Annotated in this window: 13 protein-coding genes and 4 tRNA genes; 8 read left to right on the forward strand and 9 right to left on the reverse strand. The window is 41.0% G+C overall.

Annotation, left to right across the window (positions count from 1 at the left end):
• Window positions 1-34 precede the first annotated feature (34 nt).
• The 7 genes from K333_RS0110825 to lon all read right to left on the reverse strand — a co-directional run bounded on the left by K333_RS0110825 (window position 35) and on the right by lon (window position 8,518).
• A tRNA-Asp gene (locus tag K333_RS0110825) sits at window positions 35-108 on the reverse strand.
• 22 nt (window positions 109-130) lie between these two features.
• Window positions 131-207 (reverse strand) — tRNA-Asp (locus K333_RS0110830).
• Between the two features lie 168 nt (window positions 208-375).
• On the reverse strand, window positions 376-1,713 hold the full coding sequence (locus K333_RS0110835; protein ID WP_024990067.1) for an NADP-specific glutamate dehydrogenase: 1,338 nt from the start codon (window positions 1,711-1,713) through the stop codon (window positions 376-378).
• A gap of 300 nt (window positions 1,714-2,013) precedes the next feature.
• Window positions 2,014-3,639: a DEAD/DEAH box helicase gene (locus K333_RS0110840; RefSeq protein ID WP_027452698.1), complete on the reverse strand. Its 1,626-nt coding sequence runs from the start codon at window positions 3,637-3,639 to the stop codon at window positions 2,014-2,016.
• A gap of 6 nt (window positions 3,640-3,645) precedes the next feature.
• Complete coding sequence (locus K333_RS0110845; protein ID WP_024990068.1) at window positions 3,646-4,926, reverse strand: LptF/LptG family permease; 1,281 nt, start codon at window positions 4,924-4,926, stop codon at window positions 3,646-3,648.
• Entirely contained in the window at window positions 4,926-6,053 is a 1,128-nt protein-coding gene (gene tgt / locus K333_RS0110850) for a tRNA guanosine(34) transglycosylase Tgt (RefSeq protein ID WP_024990069.1), read from the reverse strand. The genes K333_RS0110845 and tgt overlap by 1 nt, the downstream gene beginning before the upstream one ends.
• Window positions 6,053-8,518, reverse strand: coding sequence for an endopeptidase La (lon, locus tag K333_RS0110855; protein ID WP_024990070.1), 2,466 nt, complete (start codon window positions 8,516-8,518; stop codon window positions 6,053-6,055). The genes tgt and lon overlap by 1 nt, the downstream gene beginning before the upstream one ends.
• A 114-nt stretch (window positions 8,519-8,632) precedes the next feature.
• On the opposite strand from lon, the gene K333_RS0110860 reads away from it, so the two are divergent.
• On the forward strand, window positions 8,633-9,331 hold the full coding sequence (locus K333_RS0110860; RefSeq protein WP_024990071.1) for a tRNA1(Val) (adenine(37)-N6)-methyltransferase: 699 nt from the start codon (window positions 8,633-8,635) through the stop codon (window positions 9,329-9,331).
• Window positions 9,332-9,363: 32 nt separating this feature from the next.
• Here the strand turns inward: K333_RS0110860 and K333_RS0110865 are convergent, their stop codons facing one another.
• Window positions 9,364-10,407 carry a diacylglycerol/lipid kinase family protein gene (locus tag K333_RS0110865; protein ID WP_024990072.1) on the reverse strand — a complete coding sequence of 348 codons (1,044 nt, stop codon included), beginning with the start codon at window positions 10,405-10,407 and terminating at the stop codon, window positions 9,364-9,366.
• 176 nt (window positions 10,408-10,583) lie between these two features.
• Here K333_RS0110865 and spt point away from each other — a divergent pair, with 176 nt between their 5' ends.
• The 5 genes from spt (at window position 10,584) to K333_RS13245 (ending at window position 16,759) form a co-directional block, all read left to right on the forward strand.
• Window positions 10,584-11,771, forward strand: a complete 1,188-nt coding sequence (spt, locus tag K333_RS0110870; RefSeq protein WP_027452699.1) for a serine palmitoyltransferase — start codon at window positions 10,584-10,586, stop codon at window positions 11,769-11,771.
• A gap of 222 nt (window positions 11,772-11,993) precedes the next feature.
• A tRNA-Pro gene (locus K333_RS0110875) sits at window positions 11,994-12,067 on the forward strand.
• A gap of 30 nt (window positions 12,068-12,097) precedes the next feature.
• Window positions 12,098-12,171 (forward strand) — tRNA-Pro (locus K333_RS0110880).
• A 731-nt stretch (window positions 12,172-12,902) separates the two neighbouring features.
• Window positions 12,903-16,607 carry a M60 family metallopeptidase gene (locus tag K333_RS0110885; RefSeq protein WP_081657258.1) on the forward strand — a complete coding sequence of 1,235 codons (3,705 nt, stop codon included), beginning with the start codon at window positions 12,903-12,905 and terminating at the stop codon, window positions 16,605-16,607.
• The gene (locus K333_RS13245; RefSeq protein ID WP_154653047.1) at window positions 16,604-16,759 is read left to right on the forward strand and encodes a hypothetical protein; all 156 of its coding nucleotides are present in this window, start codon (window positions 16,604-16,606) and stop codon (window positions 16,757-16,759) included. Before K333_RS0110885 ends, K333_RS13245 begins: the two co-directional genes overlap by 4 nt.
• 8 nt (window positions 16,760-16,767) lie before the next feature.
• Here the strand turns inward: K333_RS13245 and K333_RS0110895 are convergent, their stop codons facing one another.
• Entirely contained in the window at window positions 16,768-17,523 is a 756-nt protein-coding gene (locus K333_RS0110895) for a DNA alkylation repair protein (RefSeq protein WP_024990074.1), read from the reverse strand.
• Between the two features lie 101 nt (window positions 17,524-17,624).
• Between K333_RS0110895 and truA the strand changes: the two genes are divergently transcribed.
• Window positions 17,625-18,383 (forward strand): tRNA pseudouridine(38-40) synthase TruA, encoded by a 759-nt coding sequence (gene truA / locus K333_RS0110900; RefSeq protein WP_024990075.1) that lies wholly within the window; start codon window positions 17,625-17,627, stop codon window positions 18,381-18,383.
• A gap of 2 nt (window positions 18,384-18,385) precedes the next feature.
• Window positions 18,386-19,330 carry a DMT family transporter gene (locus K333_RS0110905; RefSeq protein WP_024990076.1) on the forward strand — a complete coding sequence of 315 codons (945 nt, stop codon included), beginning with the start codon at window positions 18,386-18,388 and terminating at the stop codon, window positions 19,328-19,330.
• Window positions 19,331-19,377: the final 47 nt, after the last annotated feature.

Genomic DNA, 19,377 nt, shown 5'->3' on the forward strand with positions numbered 1-19,377 from the left:
CAAAAAGCCTTCAAGAAAAATCTTGAAGGCTTTGCGGTGCGTACGAGACTCGGACTCGTGACCTCCTGCGTGACAGGCAGGCATTCTAACCAACTGAACTAACGCACCAGTTGTGCAATCTTGAACTTTGTGGCGGTGCGTACGAGACTCGGACTCGTGACCTCCTGCGTGACAGGCAGGCATTCTAACCAACTGAACTAACGCACCAGAGTAGCATTTTTCTTAATTGCGAGTGCAAAGGTAAGCAATTTTATTTATACTACCAAATATTTCTCGTACTTTTTTCAATGTTTTTTTATTTTTCTTTGTGGTTAAAATAATAAAGGGTTGTCTCATAATGTGGCAACCCTTTGTATATGAGATAGTTAATGCCTTTTATACGATTCCTTGTGCCATCATTGCTTTTGCAACCTTCAGGAAGCCTGCTACGTTAGCACCCTTCACATAGTTGATGTAACCGTCAGGCTGTGTACCATATTTCACACAGTTTTCGTGAATATCGTTCATGATAGCATGAAGTTTTTCGTCAACTTGCTCGCGGCTCCACTTCAAGCGCTCTGAATTTTGAGTCATCTCAAGACCGGAAACTGCTACACCACCAGCATTTGATGCCTTACCTGGGCAATAGAGGATCTTTGCATCCTGGAAGACTTTGATAGCTGCAGGAACAGTTGGCATGTTGGCACCCTCAGAAACTGCAATTACACCATTCGCAACAAGTGCTTTGGCTGCTTCTTCATTAATTTCATTCTGAGTTGCACATGGAGTAGCGATATCAGCCTTCTCGAACCAAGGCTTTTCACCCTCATGGTATACGGCATTAGGATATTCTTCTGCATATTCCTTAATACGGCCACGCTCTACATTCTTTAATTCCATGATGTATGCGAGTTTTTTCTCGTCGATACCATCTGGATCGTAGATATATCCATCTGAATCTGAACATGTCAATGGCTTAGCACCAAGTTGGAGTAATTTCTCAATGGTGTACTGAGCTACATTTCCTGCACCTGATACAAGAACGGTCTTGCCCTTTAGATTATCGCCACGTGTTTTCAGCATGTTCTCCAAGAAGTATACATTACCATAACCTGTAGCCTCAGGACGGATGAGTGAACCACCGAACTCCTGTCCCTTACCAGTAAGGATTCCTTGGAACTGATGTGTAAGTTTCTTGTACATACCGAACATGTAACCTACCTCGCGGCCACCTACACCGATATCACCTGCAGGAACATCCTCGTCTGGACCAATGTGGCGATAGAGTTCGCTCATGAAAGCCTGGCAGAAACGCATAACCTCTGCATCGCTCTTTCCGCGTGGTGAGAAATCTGAACCACCTTTCGCACCACCCATAGGAAGTGTTGTCAAAGAGTTTTTGAAAGTCTGCTCGAAAGCAAGGAACTTCAAGATTGAAAGGTTTACTGATTTGTGATAGCGGATACCACCTTTGTAAGGCCCAATAGCATTGTTGTGCTGTATGCGATAACCCATGTTGGTTTGAACATTACCTTTGTCATCGACCCATGATACACGGAATTCAATCACGCGATCTGGAATGCAAAGGCGCTCAATAAGATTAGCTTTTTCAAACTCAGGATGCTTGTTGTATTCGTCCTCAATAGTGCCGAGCACCTGACTTACGGCCTGAATATATTCAGGTTCGCCTGGAAATCTTGTCTTTAGTTTTTCTACAACTTCTGTTGCTTTCATAATTTTTTTTATTGGTTGGTTTAATAGTTTCTATGAATAGGGTAAACTGTATATTGCTTCTTATAATAATATGAGTGAGTATAAGTTTTACCCTCTTATCTCTCTTTTCGATTGCAAATATAAATGTTTTTATTTGAAATACAAACAAAAAGTAAGAAAAAGTAATTAAAAAATAGAAATAAGTTAGATTCTGTTATTTCTTTTATCTTTTAGTCACTTATTCTGATGATTGTTTTCTTTTTATACCTTATATATAAGAAAATCCCCTTCCGCCCAATAGGGCAGAAGGGGATTTGTTTTTTATTTCTTGAAACCGAATATCTTTTTAATAAACTTCTTGATTCCACTTTCTTTCTTTTGTGGAGCTGCTGATAGCTTACGATTATCATTTCGTGTTTGTTGATTTTGTCTCTTCTTGTAGTTGCCTTCAACATTTCCGCGATGTTTCTTATGTGCGCGAGCATTGTCACCATTAGTCTGCTGGGTGTTACGGTTTTTGTTGTAACGAGACTTCTGTTCATTGCTGTTTGGCTTACGGTTGTTATTGCGGCGACTGTTTTTCTGTTCACTATTCTCTGTTCGCAGCGCGTTATTTTGTTTATGCTGTTCACCGTTTCGCTTTTGACCATTGTTTGGCTTAGGTTGGCGTTCGTTATTCTGGTCGTTGCGCTTGCGACGGTTGGCTTGTTTCTTATCTTTGTGTGAGTTATGGTCACGATCCTGACGTCGACGGTCCTTTGCGCTCTTTTTGTTGTGTACAGGGCGCTTTAGTTTTGCATATTCAGGACCTTCGCCGAGTCCATCTGGTAATGCGTTCTTTTCAACGCCTTTTTCTAAGAATTCTTCTATCTGCTGGAAATAGAACATGTCTTCTTCGTTAACGAAAGTGATAGCTACGCCATCGCGCTCAGCTCTTGCTGTACGACCAATGCGGTGAACATAATCTTCTGCATCATGAGGAACGTCATAATTAATGACCATCGTAATATCATCGATGTCAATACCTCGTGAAACAATGTCTGTAGCGACGAGAACATCGTATTGTCCGCTCTTGAATTTAAACATTACTTCGTCGCGTTGTACTTGGTCGAGGTCACTATGCATTTCTCCGCAGTTTATCTTCATGCGCTGAAGAGCACCTGTTACCTGTTTTACCTTCATCTTACTTCCACAGAAGATAATTACACGCTTTAGGTCACCTGCTTTGAAAATATCTTTGATGATACCCATCTTCTGAGTCTCGTAGCATACGTATGCGCTCTGTTTTATCTTCTCTGCAGGTTTGCTGACTGCCAATTTAATTTCAACAGGATCCTTGAGCAGGGATTTTGCCAATTCCTCTATCTTCTTAGGCATAGTGGCCGAGAACATGATGGTATGGCAAGTCTTAGGCAATTTCTTTGCAATCTTTATGATGTCATCAGCAAATCCCATGTCTAGCATACGGTCTGCTTCATCAAGTACAAAGAAACTAACCTTACTCATATCTACATTGCCCATACTAATATGACTGATTAGTCGTCCTGGAGTTGCTATCACAACATCAGCTCCCAGTCTTAGACTCTTTACCTCTTGGTCATATCTGTTTCCGTCATTGCCTCCATAAACAGCTACGCTGCTCACACCGTCCAAATAGTAGCCAAAACCTTGCATGGCTTGGTCGATTTGTTGGGCGAGTTCACGGGTAGGGCTCATGATTACGCAGTTGATAGCACCTTCAGGATAGTTGCCATCATCAAGTTTACTAAGTATTGGGAGCAGATATGCTGCAGTTTTTCCAGTTCCGGTTTGTGCTACACCAAGCACATCGTTACCCTTCAAGATCTCAGGAATACATTTCTCCTGGACAGGGGTGCACTCCTCAAAATGCATATCATATAGTGCATCGAGTACATTGTCGTTTAATTCTAAATCTTCAAATCTCATTTCTTATTAATTTGGTGCCTGTCTATAACAGAAATAGGCAATGATTGCATATAATAAATTAGGTGTCCATGCGGCCAACATCGGTGGAGCACCTGCATTGATGGCGAAAGTCGCCGATATGGTCTGTAGCATGATGTAGATGAAACTCAGGGCGAGACCAAGTCCCAGGTAGAGTCCCATGCCTCCTTTTCTTTTACGCGAAGACAATGATGCTCCGATAATAGTCAGGATAAATGCAGCAAAGGAGGAAGCAATTCGTTTGTGATATTCTACTTGATATCTTACAACGTTGCTTGAACCACGATTGATTTGTTTTGAGATATACTCTTTCAGTTCAGGGGACGTAAAAGTTTCTTGTTGTCCTTTTGAGTAAACAAGATCTGTTGGTTCCATTGTAATCATTGTATCTTTTACGGCACCACTTGTTACTACTTCTTTCAAGCCTCGGAGCTGTCTGATTTTCCAATTTTGTGCTTTCCAATGATATTTGCTATCCGATATAGTATCGTATTGTACTTGCATAGCAGTCATATGGCTGACCAATTTCTTGTTCTCGAATTTATCGAGAGAAAACCCATAACCGGTTTTGGTGTTATTGTCGTAATGCTGAATATAGGCTATCACACCTTTTTCTACTTGTAGCATTACATTTTCTGCTGCAGTATTTTTCTTGTTGTTCTTGTAAAGTGACTCAAAGTTTTGCTTTACAACAGTACCATGTGGAATGACATAGGCTGCTAGAACATACGACAGGATTGCAATGAAACCACATGAAATCATGTATGGGCGCATCAGCCGCTTAAACGAATTACCTGCGGCCAGCATAGCGATAATTTCAGAATTACCAGCAAGTTTCGAGGTAAAGAATATTACCGCGATGAATACGAATAATGCAGAGAATAGATTGGCGAAATAAGGGATGAAATTAAGATAATAGTCAAACACAATTGCCTTTAGAGGGGCATGATATTGTGTAAACTTCGCTAGATTTTCATTCACATCAAAGACGATAGATATCGAGATGATGAGCATTATCGAAAAGAAATATGTTCCGATAAACTTCTTGATAATGTACCAGTCAAGTCTGTGGATATATCTAAAGATATTCAGATATTTTAAGACACGGAGGAATCTCAGTTTATGAGCAATCCAACTACACATCTTATATAACCAAGCCAGATGCTCGTGTCTCCATACCTTTTGTTTCTGGGCACGGCGTTGCCATGTTCTGCCAATGCGGTAGAGCTTATGATACTTCTTGATGTTATGAAAACTTTTTAATTGCATTATATTCTTTTGCCTAATTGGTCGATAATGGAATTTTTCCATGTTACGAAATCGCCTTGTTCAATATGTTGACGGGCATCAGTTACAAGACGAAGATAGAATGCTAGGTTATGGATACTTGCAATCTGCATAGCCAAAAGTTCCTGTGCTTTAAAGAGGTGATGCAGATAAGCCTTTGTATAAACCAAGTCGGTTTCGCATCCATCTGGGTCGATAGGCGAGAAGTCCTTTTCCCATTTTTTATTGCGCATGTTCATCGTACCATTATAGGTGAAGAGCATCGCATTACGTCCGTTACGTGTAGGCATTACGCAGTCGAACATATCAACACCTCGTTCTATTGCTTCTAGAATATTCTGAGGAGTACCTACACCCATTAAATATCGAGGTTTGTCTTTAGGGAGAATCTCGTTTACAACCTCTATCATCTCATACATTACCTCAGTAGGCTCACCCACAGCCAATCCGCCAATAGCATTTCCGTCAGCACCTTTGTCTGCGATGAATTTGGCAGCTTCTCTTCTCAGGTCTTTGTATGTACATCCCTGTACGATAGGGAATAAACTCTGTTTGTATCCGTAAAGAGGTTCTGTTTCGTTGAATCTCTTGATACATCTGTCGAGCCAGCGCTGCGTCATGCCCAGACTCTTCTTAGCATATTGATAGTCACTCTGTCCAGGAGGACATTCATCAAAGGCCATCATGATGTCAGCACCGATGATTCTCTCTGTATCCATTACATTCTCAGGAGTAAAGAAATGTTTACTTCCATCGATATGTGAACGGAATTCGCATCCTTCTTCCTTTAGTTTTCTGATACCAGTTAAAGAAAATACCTGAAAACCACCAGAGTCCGTGAGGATAGGACGTTCCCATCCGTTGAAACCATGCAGACCGCCTGCTGCTTTCAGAGTGTCGAGTCCTGGGCGGAGATACAGATGATAAGTGTTTCCGAGAATAATCTGAGCTTTAACCTGTTCTCGTAACTCTCTGAAATGTACACCCTTTACACTTCCGCAAGTGCCCACAGGCATAAAGATCGGAGTCTTTATCTGTCCGTGGTCTGTTGTGATGATACCTGTGCGGGCATCGCTAGCATTGTCTGTATGTTGTAATTCGAATTTCATTATTCTTTTTTCTCGTTTTTTTCTTCAGGAATAGTATATTTAACGGGATTGTCTACCAGTTCGTCTGTCAAGGCAAAGTTCCAGACATCCTTCACATTCTTCACGTAATGGAAGGTAACTCCCTTCAAATATTTCTCAGGAATCTCTTCTATATCCTTTCTATTTTCCTCGCAGAGCATGATGTCTGTGATTCCGGCACGTTTTGCAGCTAGAATTTTTTCTTTGATACCACCGACAGGAAGAACCTTTCCGCGAAGTGTGATTTCGCCTGTCATAGCAGTATTCTTGCGAACCTTGCGTTGTGTGAGGGCAGACGCAATAGATGTTGCGATAGTAATACCTGCTGATGGACCGTCTTTAGGAGTGGCACCTTCTGGGACATGGATATGAATATTGTAGTTCTCGAATATGCGATAGTCTATGCCCAGATTTTCTGCATGTGCTTTTACGTATTGCAAAGCAATCATGGCACTTTCCTTCATCACATCACCCAAGTTTCCTGTAAGTGTTAGATGGCCACCTTTAGCCATATTCAAAGAAGTTTCGATGAATAAGATCTCTCCACCAACACTTGTCCATGCCAATCCTGTTACAACACCGGCATAATCATTACCTTGATAGATGTCACGATAGTATGGAGGCTTACCGAGTAAGTCCTCTATCATCTTTGGTGTTATGTCGGTATCTGTCAGTTCGTCATTTAGAGCCTTCTTATAAGCAAGTTTGCGTAAAGCCTTGCTGATTTGTTTGTCGAGAGAACGTACACCACTTTCTCTGGTATAACTTTCCACGATTTTCTCCAAAGCACCCTTACTGAACTTTACTTTTGGGTCATTTCCGTTAAGACCAGTATTCTCTAATTCCTTAGGGACAAGATGTCGTTTGGCAATCTCCACCTTTTCCTCTGTGATATATCCAGATACCTCAATAATTTCCATACGGTCAAGTAATGGGGTAGGAATTGTGCTCAGATCATTTGCCGTCGCGATGAAGAGAACCTTTGATAAGTCATAATCAGCATCGAGATAATTATCGTGGAAGGTCGTGTTCTGCTCAGGGTCAAGTACCTCAAGCAAAGCTGATGCAGGATCACCGTTTACGGTGTTCTGTGTCACCTTGTCGATCTCGTCAAGAATGAATACAGGGTTACTACTTCCAACCTTCTGGATGTTTTTGATGATTCGTCCCGGCATCGCACCGATATATGTACGTCGATGACCGCGGATCTCTGATTCATCATGCAGACCGCCGAGACTCACGCGCACATATTTACGTTTCATAGCAGCGGCAATACTCTTTCCGAGTGAAGTCTTACCAACTCCAGGAGGGCCATACAGACAGAGTATCGGACTCTTCATATCACCTTTCAATGATAGTACAGCCATATATTCCAAGATACGCTCCTTTACCTTTTCCATGCCGTAGTGGTCTTTGTCAAGAATTCGTTTAGCACGTTTTAAGTCAAGGTCATCGTCAGTATATATACCCCAAGGCAAATTCACCAATGTCTGCAGATAAGTGAATTGTACATTATATTCAGGGTTTTGAGGATTCAAATTATCCAATTTGGCTAATTCTCGATCGAATAGATTCTGGATATCATTGTTCCATTTCTTTTCACTGGCGAGTTTCAATAGTTCCTTTCGGTCTGGATTACCTTCGAAACCTCCTAACTCTTCCTTAATGTTCTTCATCTGTTGCTGCAAGAAGTAGTCCTTCTGCTGCTTATCAAGATCCTGATGCGTTTTCTCGTTGATACGCATCTTGATGAGGTTGTATTGTTGTTCTCTATCAAATACCTGTAATAGTTGATAGGTACGACTTGTCACAGACTCTTTGCAAAGGAAGTCGTATTTGTCTTTATCTGGGAATGGGAAGTTCGCGCAGATAAAGTTTATCATCATCGTAGGGTTTTTGATGTTGTTGATTGCCATCATGATCTCATTTGGCAATTCAGAACTTGCTCTAATGTATCTTTCGGCAGCATCTTTTGCAGTTTTGATAAGCAATTTCGTTTCTTCGCTGTCCACGTCCTCGAGAAGTTTCTCCTCCAAAGGGGTAACATTTCCTCTGTAGAAAGGTTTCTTCTTAGTGATTTGGTCTAAGCGACATTTACCCTCAGCCTGGACGATAGCTGTTAGATTATTACCACTTCCGTCCATGTCTACCACTCTTATCAGTTTGGCAAACACACCTACAGGATATAAATCATCTGCAGTAGGATTGTCTACAGATTCATCTTTTTGCGCGAAAATGCAAAATACGTCATCGTATTTTTTCTCTAGGTGTCTGATAACTCTAATACTTGCCTTGCGACCAATCATGATAGGTATTACCACACTAGGGAATGCCATTAGTGTTCGAGTACACAGGATAGGGTAGTCTCCAGCTTCGTATTTGTTCATGAGAATATTTGGATCGTCGTTAAAATCGGCAATCATTTCAAAACCGTTTTGCTTATTCATTGAATAAATTCAAAATTTTATTTAGGGTGCAAAGATACGCAAATTTATTTTGATTATCGCATGTATCTTTAATTATTTTATAATATTCATTGTTTTTTGTCGTTTATTAGGTATATGAGTAATAGCTTTTTTTCTTTTCGCCAATTTTCGATTTCTCAAGATCGTTGTGCAATGAAGGTGGGTACAGATGGTGTGCTGTTGGGCGCTTGGGCTCCTGGCGGGCAGCGTATTCTTGATGTGGGTACAGGAACTTCGCTTATAGCTCTGATGATGGCTCAGCGTTTCCCGACATCTCATGTCGTTGGAATTGATATCGACGAAGAATCGTGTTCGCAGGCTATTGAAAATGTTAATAATTCTTCTTTCTCTGATAGGGTAGATGTCGTGAAGTCGAGTCTGCAACAATTCTTTGTAGAAGAACCTTTTGATGCGATAGTTTCCAATCCTCCGTATTTTGTCAATTCTTTGAAGAATCCAGATGTTCGTCGTACACTTGCTCGGCATACGGATAGTCTGTCATTCGAGGATTTGTTTCGTGGGGTAGATAGATTGCTCTCTGAATATGGCGTATTTTCGGTAATTATACCTACTGATGCTCTTGAACAAATATTGATAAATGCTTGTCGCTTTGACTTTTATTTGTCACATCGAGTAGCTGTAAAGACTGTAGAGAGGAAATCACCTAAACGGTATTTACTTAGTTTTCGTCGACAACCATTTGAACATGTTGCTGAAGAGATAAAAGTAATGACCGATTCCGATGGAAATCGGTCGCTCTGGTTTGATGCCCTTACGCGAGATTTCTATCTGTAAATCTTCGATTTTGAGTAAAATGAAATTCTCTTTTATAGGTTCAGTTTGCGCTGAATAGCACGACTTAAAACCTCTATTCTTTTTCCAGATTTGTTAATATCTTTCTTGAGGTCACATCTGATACCATGTATCTGGTTGAAGAATTCAGTGAAGGCAGTCTGTACCACGTTAGGCTGTCGTTTGTTCTTGTTTGCGTGAGGATTCACGATAATTTTAATGCCTTTCTCATGCAATTTTACATCAATGTCCTTACCAGTCATTACAGGGTCTCCATCGTAATGAATAACACCCGGTTTGCTGCGATGAATATGTAATTCTTTACAAGTGAAAGTCTTAATTCTGGAATTCTTATTTAGGGTCTTGTTGAACATATCGAAACTCACCTGTGGTGCTTCCAATACGTCGAAAGGCTCCATGATAATCACATCCATCACCCCGTCACTCATCGAAGCTTGTGGTGCAATATATGCATTATTGCCATATTGCGAAGCGTTAGCGATACTGATCAAGAAAGCCTCGTATCTTTTTGTACCGGTTTCATCTTCAATGGTGTAAGTCTCAGGTTTGTATTTTAAACCTTCCCTTAGAACGTTTTCGACATAGGTAATAGGACCACGTTTTCCGGATTCCGCAAATTTCATGCTGACGAAAGCATCAAATCCCATGCCGCAAGTACAGAAGAATGGAAAATTATTGATTACTCCGAAATCCAAATCGTGAATTTCGCATTCGTTAATAATCTGAATGCTTTTCTTGATGTTGATAGGGAGCATCAGATGGCGTGCGAGCCCATTACCAGAACCACAAGGGATAATGCCCAAAGCCGTGTTTGAATGTACAATAGCTTTGGCAACCTCGTTCACGGTACCGTCTCCACCTACAGCAACTACGATGTCAATATTATTCCTCATTGCATCTTGAGCAATCTCAGTAGCGTGACCAGCGCGTTCTGTATATTTTATTTCATAGTCGAACTTATCGTGATCGAGAGTATGTTTGATAATTTCAGGGATGCCAGCCTTGCTGATAGTTCCTGAAATAGGGTTCATGATGAAAATAATGCGCTTTTTATCCATCTTATAAAGTTTTGTGTTGCAAAATTACATAATTCTGTCGAGAAAACATCTTTAAAAGCATTAAAAAATACTCACGAAGTAACTTTCTTTTGAAAAAATGAATATTATTATCTAAATTTTTGTATCTTTGCACGCTGTAAGCAAAAATGAAATAAACAAAAGTACACCTATTAATAATGGGACAGTTACAAGAAAGATACAAAAATTATCGTGAGCCTCAGAAATATATGGAGGCTGGCGTTTACCCTTATTTTAGAGCCATTACTAGCAAACAAGGCCCTGAGGTAACAATGGGAGATCATAGTGTTTTGATGTTTGGTAGTAATGCTTATACTGGTCTTACAGGTGATGATCGTATCATTGAGGCTGGTAAGAAAGCTCTTGAGAAGTATGGTTCTGGTTGTGCCGGAAGCCGTTTCTTGAATGGTACACTTGACATCCATGTTCAGTTGGAGAAAGAGTTAGCCGAGTTTGAACACAAAGATGACGCGCTTTGCTTCTCTACAGGTTTTACCGTTAACTCTGGTGTTATCCCAGCAGTTGTTGGTCGTGGTGATTATTTGATATGTGATGATCGTGACCATGCTTCTATCGTTGACGGTCGTCGTTTGAGTTTCGCCACTCAGCTTCATTACAAGCATAATGATATGGCAGATCTTGAGCGTGTGCTCCAGAAGTTACCACATGAGGCAGTTAAACTTATCGTTGTTGATGGTGTGTTCTCTATGGAGGGTGACTTAGCTAAGTTGCCAGAGATTGTAGAACTTAAGCACAAGTATAACTGCTCTATCATGGTTGATGAGGCTCATGGTCTTGGTGTATTTGGTAAGCAGGGTCGTGGCGTATGTGACCATTTCGGTCTTTCTGATGAAGTTGACCTTATCATGGGTACCTTCTCTAAGAGTTTGGCATCTATCGGTGGTTTTATCGCATCAGATAAAGATACAATCAATTATCTTCGTCATACCAGTCGTACCTATATCTTCTCGGCTTCAGACACTCCAGCAGCAACAGCTTCAGCACTTGAGGCTCTTCATATCATTCAGAACGAGCCAGAGCGAATCCAGCATCTTTGGGATGTTACCAATTATGCATTGAAGCGTTTCAAGGAGGAAGGTTTTGAGATTGGTGACACAGAGAGTCCTATTATTCCTCTCTATGTTCATGATGTAGAAAAGACATTTAAGATCACCGCATTGGCTTACGAGGCTGGTGTATTCATCAATCCAGTAATTCCTCCAGCATGTGCTCCTCAGGATACACTCGTTCGTTTTGCCCTTATGGCTTCTCATAATCAGGAGCAGGTTGAGCGTGGTGTACAGATTCTTAAGAAGATCTTTGTTGAACAAGGTGTTATTAAGTAATTGATTAGTTTTTTATATCTCTATATAGTAAATAGGTTGCAATTGGTGTTGCAACCTATTTTTTTTGATATTAGATGAACCTAGAGATGGATTGTTTATGGCATTTTTAGAAGAAAAGATATTTTTATTAAAAAAAGTCCATTGAAAGTTTGGTGGAATGAATAATTTATATTACCTTTGCACTCGCAATTCAGAAATGAAGCTTATTTAATAAGCTAGTTTCGGGGTGTAGCGCAGTCCGGTAGCGCTCCTGGTTTGGGACCAGGTGGTCGCAGGTTCGAATCCTGTCGCCCCGACATTATTCTGAAAGAAATCTCCTTATAGTTCGGGGTGTAGCGCAGTCCGGTAGCGCTCCTGGTTTGGGACCAGGTGGTCGCAGGTTCGAATCCTGTCGCCCCGACAAGAAAAGAAGTTAGAATTATTTCTAACTTCTTTTTTTTATGTATAAAGTTTCTTGCATTTTAATTTATACGTGAATTCAAACAAGCAAATGCATATTCCCCGAACAGTTCCCGAAGGCATCCCGAGGGGATCCCGAAGAAAATATTTTATAATCTTTAAACTTTATCCAGAAACTGTTAAAAGAAAAAGTGTGCAGTTTTATGTTCCATCTAGAACGAAAGAGAGCCTTTTAAGTCCTCAAAATACAATTAAAATCTTCTCAATAAGTTGATTTCCCGAATGCAGTTAACTTCATCGGCTTACGAAGTTAACTTCGTAAGCTCACGCGAATAAGTATGTTGGCCTATGTAGTTAACTGAATAAACCTATATTTCCAGTATATTCTAATGGTAAAAATAGATGCCTTGGAACAACTATCTGATAATCAGAAGGTTATGATTTTCCTATAATTTCAATATTCATAGCCCATCCAACTATTAAAGCTAAATTCACGAATTATGAGCATCTTTTAACGATGGAAAATTAAATAATGAAAGGTTTGTTAAACTTTAGTGCGTCCCAAGAAACTATTTAAATATGTTGGCACTTTCATCGGTACTCTGATACTTTTGAATTTTTAACAATTTATTTCTTCTATCCAATTCGTTTTATATTTATATTTGCGAAAATAACATCTTATAACTATAAGAAATTCCGAAAAGGAACAAATATATCTTAAAACAACGATAAATGGGAAGTATTAGACATCTATTAATGAAAATAGTGCGACGCTTCATGATTCTTTGCCTTTTGATGACTATAACAGAACAAGCGTCAGCCTATACCTTTGTAACCTCTCTCGACGATGTTGAAACGGGTTATTATCGTGTTTACTCTCAAGCCTACGATATGACGATGGCGATGAGCGAGGCAACGATGCCACATAATGTATTCTGTGATACACCTGATGCAAGTAAATATATTCAGGTGTGGAAAATTACAGTCAGTAACCCTACTGCTACAACCAAGGACATTACATTGGAAAATGCGGTTACAGGACTGAAAATTAATCGCTCGTCGGGTAATTTCCATACTCATGAAAATGCAATGCTCTTTTTACTCGAGTTTACAGAGGATGGTTTTACGATAGCTGTGAAAGCAGATCCTAAAAATGGCTTGCATCACCAGCAATCGGGTCATGACGTGGTAAGTTATGGGAAGGGAGCCGCAGCATCGAAATGGCAACTGGAGAAGGTAACTGTCGAAGACGAAGAGTTAGCTGCTCAACGTGCAAAATATGAGAAATTCAATGATATCGTAAATCGGAAAGCTACTATAACTACCGCATTGAGTAAGTATTTTACCGATGGAAGTTGCTCGGAACTTCAAGATACATATAAGAGTTATACAGATAGTCAACTGCAAGATGCCATGGCCACAGACAATATTCCGCAAATTTGTATTGACATGGCAATGAAGGTAAAGAACAATAGTTGGGCAGTATATCAGGATGGTTGGAGCATCAACGAGAAAAGTTTTCGCATTGCCAACTATAAACCGATGAGTAACAGTGGTATTTGGAGGAATCTGATAGGGGCGGGATATGCCTTGGCACCCAACTCTGATCCTACAGGTATTGCTGTACATGCTAATGATATTCTTTCTATCTATGTGGGTGGCGATATTCCTGCGACAGCTACTTTGGCTTTACGAGATGTGGAACATTATAGTGGTTCGGGTGATGGTTATCCCCTTGTTGAAGGATTAAACGTTATTGAAGTTCAAAAATCCGGACTCCTCTTTATAGACTATGAGGTTGATAATACCACAGGAGGAAAGGCTCCTTTTACCTTACTTAGCAGCTATCCGGACCTTAATATTCATATCGAGGGAGGTTCTGTGAATGGCTGCTTTGATATTACCCGTGGTCATACCAATGCCGACTGGGCTATCATGAAAGAAGTTCTCTTCAAGGAATATGATTATTTGCAACTCCGCAGTAACAAGCTGTTGTTTAATATGAATAAAAAACAGGTTATCGCAGCTTGTCCGGAGAAAATGGTAGGTGTGCTTGGCTCTTGGGATGATATAATCAATATGGAGCACGAAGTGATGGGACTTAGTGAGTTTGAAGGCTTCTTTAATACGCCACTTATGGCAGTCTCGATATCAGGAGGTTATATGTATGCATCAAGTTTTGGTACATATTATAACGAAAGCACCATCTCTACGGTCATGAACTATGATAACTTATTTAATGGTGGTGCTCTATGGGGACCAGCTCATGAGAATGGACATATCCATCAGAAGATCTTTAATATGATAGGTCAGTCTGAGGTATCAAACAACCTTTTCTCTAATGTGGCGATTTTTCTAAATGGTCATCATACCAGTAGGGCAGAGTATATCTCTAATACCTTCCAGAATATGGCAGAGGGGAAGTACTGGCTTTATCGAGGTATTTGGGAACGTACCCATCTCTATTTCCAGCTCTATCAGTTCTTCCATGTTCAAGGTTACATGTCAGATTTTTATCCGAAGCTTTTCCAAGCTTTGCGTGAAGATCCGATGCAATATATCCAGAATCGGTTTGTCGATGCCACGGAAGACTATCTGAAGTTTTATAAGAAAGCCTGTGAGGTGAGCGGTTACGACCTTACCGAATTGTTCCAAGCTTATGGATTCTTCATTATCCCTGCAGACGGAAGTGAACGCTATGGTGAGTTTACTGTGAATAATGAAACCCAAACAGCCTTCCATGTTACCGACTATGGTGAGTTTTATATCCGGATAACTCAGGAGATGATAAATAACGCTATAGCATACGTTAAGTCAAAGAACTTGAAGAAGTGTAATGCTGTATTTATAGAAGACCGAGTGACTGCCCCTGATGCTTCATATCCGGGCGTCGCTTCAGGAGAAAAGAAAACGGAACTGGGTGGCTATGCTATTGGTAAAGGCGACGTGGGGCAGTATACCGACTTCCGTAGTGATGTAGCAGCACAGGGCTATTCTGCATCTTACACAGCAAATGCCAATGGTGGTCTCGATGTGTTCATCAATACTCAGAATGCATCAGGAGCTGTTGGCTTCAAGGTGTATGATGCCAATGATAATTTGGTCTATCTTTCTAATACCTATACGTTTACTGTTCCTGCTGTTGTCTATGATAAGATTAAAGGTACGGATTTCAAGATTGTGGCAGCCGGTGCTGACGGAAACGATCTGCAGATGGAAGCTGATAATCATTTCATAGAATGGGTGGTAAAAGACAAGGCCTCAGGCAATGTTATCAAAAGGTATGCCCAAACGGTTTTTGTAAATCAGTTAATTATCGATTATCCAGATGAAATCAAGAAGGCTTTTGTCAATCTTCCGGAATTTCAGAGTTTCACCTATACAGAACCAGTAATCAAGAATATTGAAGCAGACATCGTTACGCCGTTCCTGGTTTCCGATGACCACACCGGTCGGTATTATTATATTAAGGTGCGCAATGGATATCTTGCTCAGAATATGGTGGAAGGTGTCTCCGTACCAACACTTACCGTTACAAAGGTTGATGCAGATAATTATCGCTGGGCTTTCTATGGAAATCCGTACGATGGCTATCGCATTCGTAATCTTGCTACAGGGCAGTGGTTATATGCGGGTAATAACTTTGGCAATGGAGTGGTACCACAGTTGGATTCTCAGAACTCAACCGATTGGGTAATCAATTATTTTAATAACGATATTTCTAATAGTCCACAATTCCAATTAGCGGTGCCTGGTAGAAATACCTATCTCAATGACTATGGCGGAAAAGGCACGAAGATAGCCTATTATGGCAATAGTTCTACAATTTCGGTAGAGGCATCAACGGTTCTAGAGATGCCAGTTGTTGACATCAATGTAGATAGTCATCTCGCATCTTTCAGTTATCCGCGAGCACTTGTGGTCCCTGATGATGTCAACATCTTTATTGCTACTCAAGCTAACGATAATAGCGTGCAGTTACTATTGCTCGAGACTAAGGTGATTCCTGCAGGGACGGGCGTTCTTCTTTATAGTACGGAGACTGGAGAGAAGCCACTCGTATTGGGCGCTCTTGTCGATACAGAAGTGACAGATATGTATGATGCAAACTTGTTCAAGGGTACTTCCGATGTACCATTTACGGTGACGGCAGCTCAGAATATCTATGCACTCTATGCAGGTAAGCAAGCCTTTGCCAAGGTGAAGACGGGAGTAACGATACCAAAACAGAAGGCTTATCTCGAAGTAACCACGGAACAAGCTGCTAAGATGTTGAATCTCAATTTTGGAGGCACCTCTACAGGTATAATCAAAATAAATGCAGAAAATAAGGATGATACTCTCGATAGTCCTTTCTATAATGTAAATGGTCAGCGCGTATCTCGCTATTATAAAGGTGTAGTGATTAGAAAAGGCAAAAAAATAATACAGCGATGAAACGAAAGTATATAATACCAACTATTCGTGTACACCATATAGGGTCGTCAACGAGTATTCTGGCAGCTTCCAACTTTGATGGGAATAAAGAAACCCCACAAAATATTGATAATCTGTTGGATGAGATAGAAGACGAAACTCAGGTAGGTTAAAAGGCATTCTAATCCTTTTTCATCCAGTATCGGCGCTCGTCTTCGTCCATCTTTTCTATAGCATAACGTAAAGTTGTTCGGGACATCTCGTGTATATGTTGGCGCAGAAAGTCGCGCAGTAGGTCGAGACTGACCCGCTTGCCCATCTCGCGGAGCATCCAGCCTACTGCCTTTTGCATCAAATCATGAGGATGGTGAAGGTGAATCTCTGCATAGCGCAAACACCATGAAGGATCGCCCTGTTGCGATGTCTTCCACGAGCATACCATACTTATGCGTTGGCACCATAGGTTGTCACTGAAGGCCAAACGGTCGACGAGTTTAATCTTATCGCCTAGATGTGTGGGGAGTAGAAGCCAGTTACCGAGGATTTTTGGTGCAGAGAGGTCAACAAGGTCCCAGTTGTTGGCTTGTTTCGCATAGCGCAAATATAGTTGCAATAAGCTATCGCGCTGATGAATGGCATCTTCATCGGATGCCAGACGTGTTGTAGAAAGAAACTCAAAACGCCATACGAGGATGAGAAATCCACAGAGCCTGACTTCGTGCCATTTGGAAAGTAGTAGCTCGGGTACTTCAGAGAGTGGAAAATCACGCGCCACACTTTTTACGACGCTACGTGTCTGAGGTACTTTGATGCCAAGAAATTCGTCGCCTTCACCATATTGGCCAGGAGCGGTTTTGAAGAATCCCATGAGAACCTTGCGCTGTTTGTCGTTACGCATCTGTTCCATTTGTAGTATGATGTCTTGAGCTGTTTTCATATTAATTGCAAAGATACAAAAATCTTGTAAGTAGTCAAGAAATAGTGATTTTTTTTGTAACTTTGCATCCAAATCATTTTGTGACATATAAAGACATTATTATGCAGCGATACTTCATCACCTTTGCCTATGACGGCACCTCTTATCATGGTTGGCAACGACAGCCTAATGGCATCTCGGTACAGGAGGTGCTGGAGAAAACCCTGTCGACAATCTTGAGGCGGAATATCGAAGTCGTGGGTGCTGGTCGAACTGATGCTGGAGTACATGCACGTACGATGGTGGCTCATTTTGATTGGGATGATGTCCAGAGGGAAGGACAAAAAACTTCTGCTTTGGATACAAAGCAACTGGTGTATCGTATGAATCGTATGCTGCCTAAGGATGTGTCGGTGAGTCGGGTAGAACCTGTGGGTGAGGATATGCACGCACGATTCTCTGCCAAATGGCGCACCTATCATTATTATGTGCATACAAGAAAAGACCCATTCCTCCGCCATTATTCTTTGGAAACTCATTATGACCTCGATTTTGATCTGATGAATCAGGCTGGTGAGATGATGAAGAATCATAAAGATTTTGCGGCCTTCTGCAAGGCGGGAGCTGATAATAAAACAACGCTTTGTGATTTGAAGGAATGTAGATGGGAGAAGACGGGTGATGCACAATATATGCTTGTGATAACGGCTAATAGATTCTTGAGAAATATGGTAAGAGCTGTTGTAGGCACGATGTTTTTAATAGGTAGACACAAAATGACACTTGAAGAATTTGAAAAGGTGCTGAACGAGGGTACGCGCAGTGATGCCGGTGAGAGCATGCCTGGCAATGCGCTCTTTCTCTGGGATATTATTTATTGAATATGTGGTTAATATTAGCTTTTGTCTCAGCGACGTTGCTGGGATTCTATGATGCCTTCAAGAAGAAGGCTTTGCAGGGTAATGCAGTGATAACGGTGCTCTTTCTGAACACACTTTTCTCTACATTGATTTTTATGCCTCTCATTGGTCTGTCGTATTTCACTCATGTGCTGGACGGAAGTGTCTTTCTTGTGGGTAACAATGGGTGGGCTACTCATCAATACATTATTCTAAAAAGTCTTATCGTACTTTCAAGTTGGGTGTTCGGCTATTTTGCTATGAAGCATCTTCCTCTTACCATTGTGGGGCCAATCAATGCTACTCGACCAGTGATGACACTTGTAGGAGCTATGCTCGTATTTGGAGAGCGGCTCAATGTGTATCAGTGGATTGGTGTACTGCTAGCTATTATCTCTTTTGCCATGCTGAGTCGCAGTGGGCGCAAAGAAGGTATCGATTTTAAACACAATCGATGGATATTCTTTCTGGTGTTGGCAGCCATGTTGGGTGCTGTGAGTGGACTATACGACAAGTTCCTGATGGCACCAGTGGAGAATGGTGGAGTAGGGCTCGACCGTATGGAGGTGCAGAGCTGGTATAATTTCTATCAGATGTTGATGATGGGCACTGTCCTGTTTATCGCATGGAAAAAACCTTTTGCGAAATTCCGTGGTGGAAAGCCATTATTTCCACAGAGCGCCTTCCATTGGGATTGGGCTATTATTTTCATCTCCTTATTTTTGAGCGCAGCTGACTTTGTGTATTTTTATGCGCTGAGTCTGCCGGGTGCAATGATTTCTATTGTGAGCATGATCCGTCGTGGGTCTGTTATCGTAAGTTTCCTATTTGGTGCGGCTGTCTTCCATGAAAAGAACTTGAAGGCTAAGATGATAGATCTTGCTCTTGTATTGCTAGGAATGGTATTTTTATACATCGGCTCGCATTAATGTGTAAGATAATTGATATTTTTCTTTGCAAATTGATAATAATATTG

Source organism: Segatella albensis DSM 11370 = JCM 12258, from assembly GCF_000426565.1.
GTDB classification, from domain to species: Bacteria; Bacteroidota; Bacteroidia; order Bacteroidales; family Bacteroidaceae; genus Prevotella; species Prevotella albensis.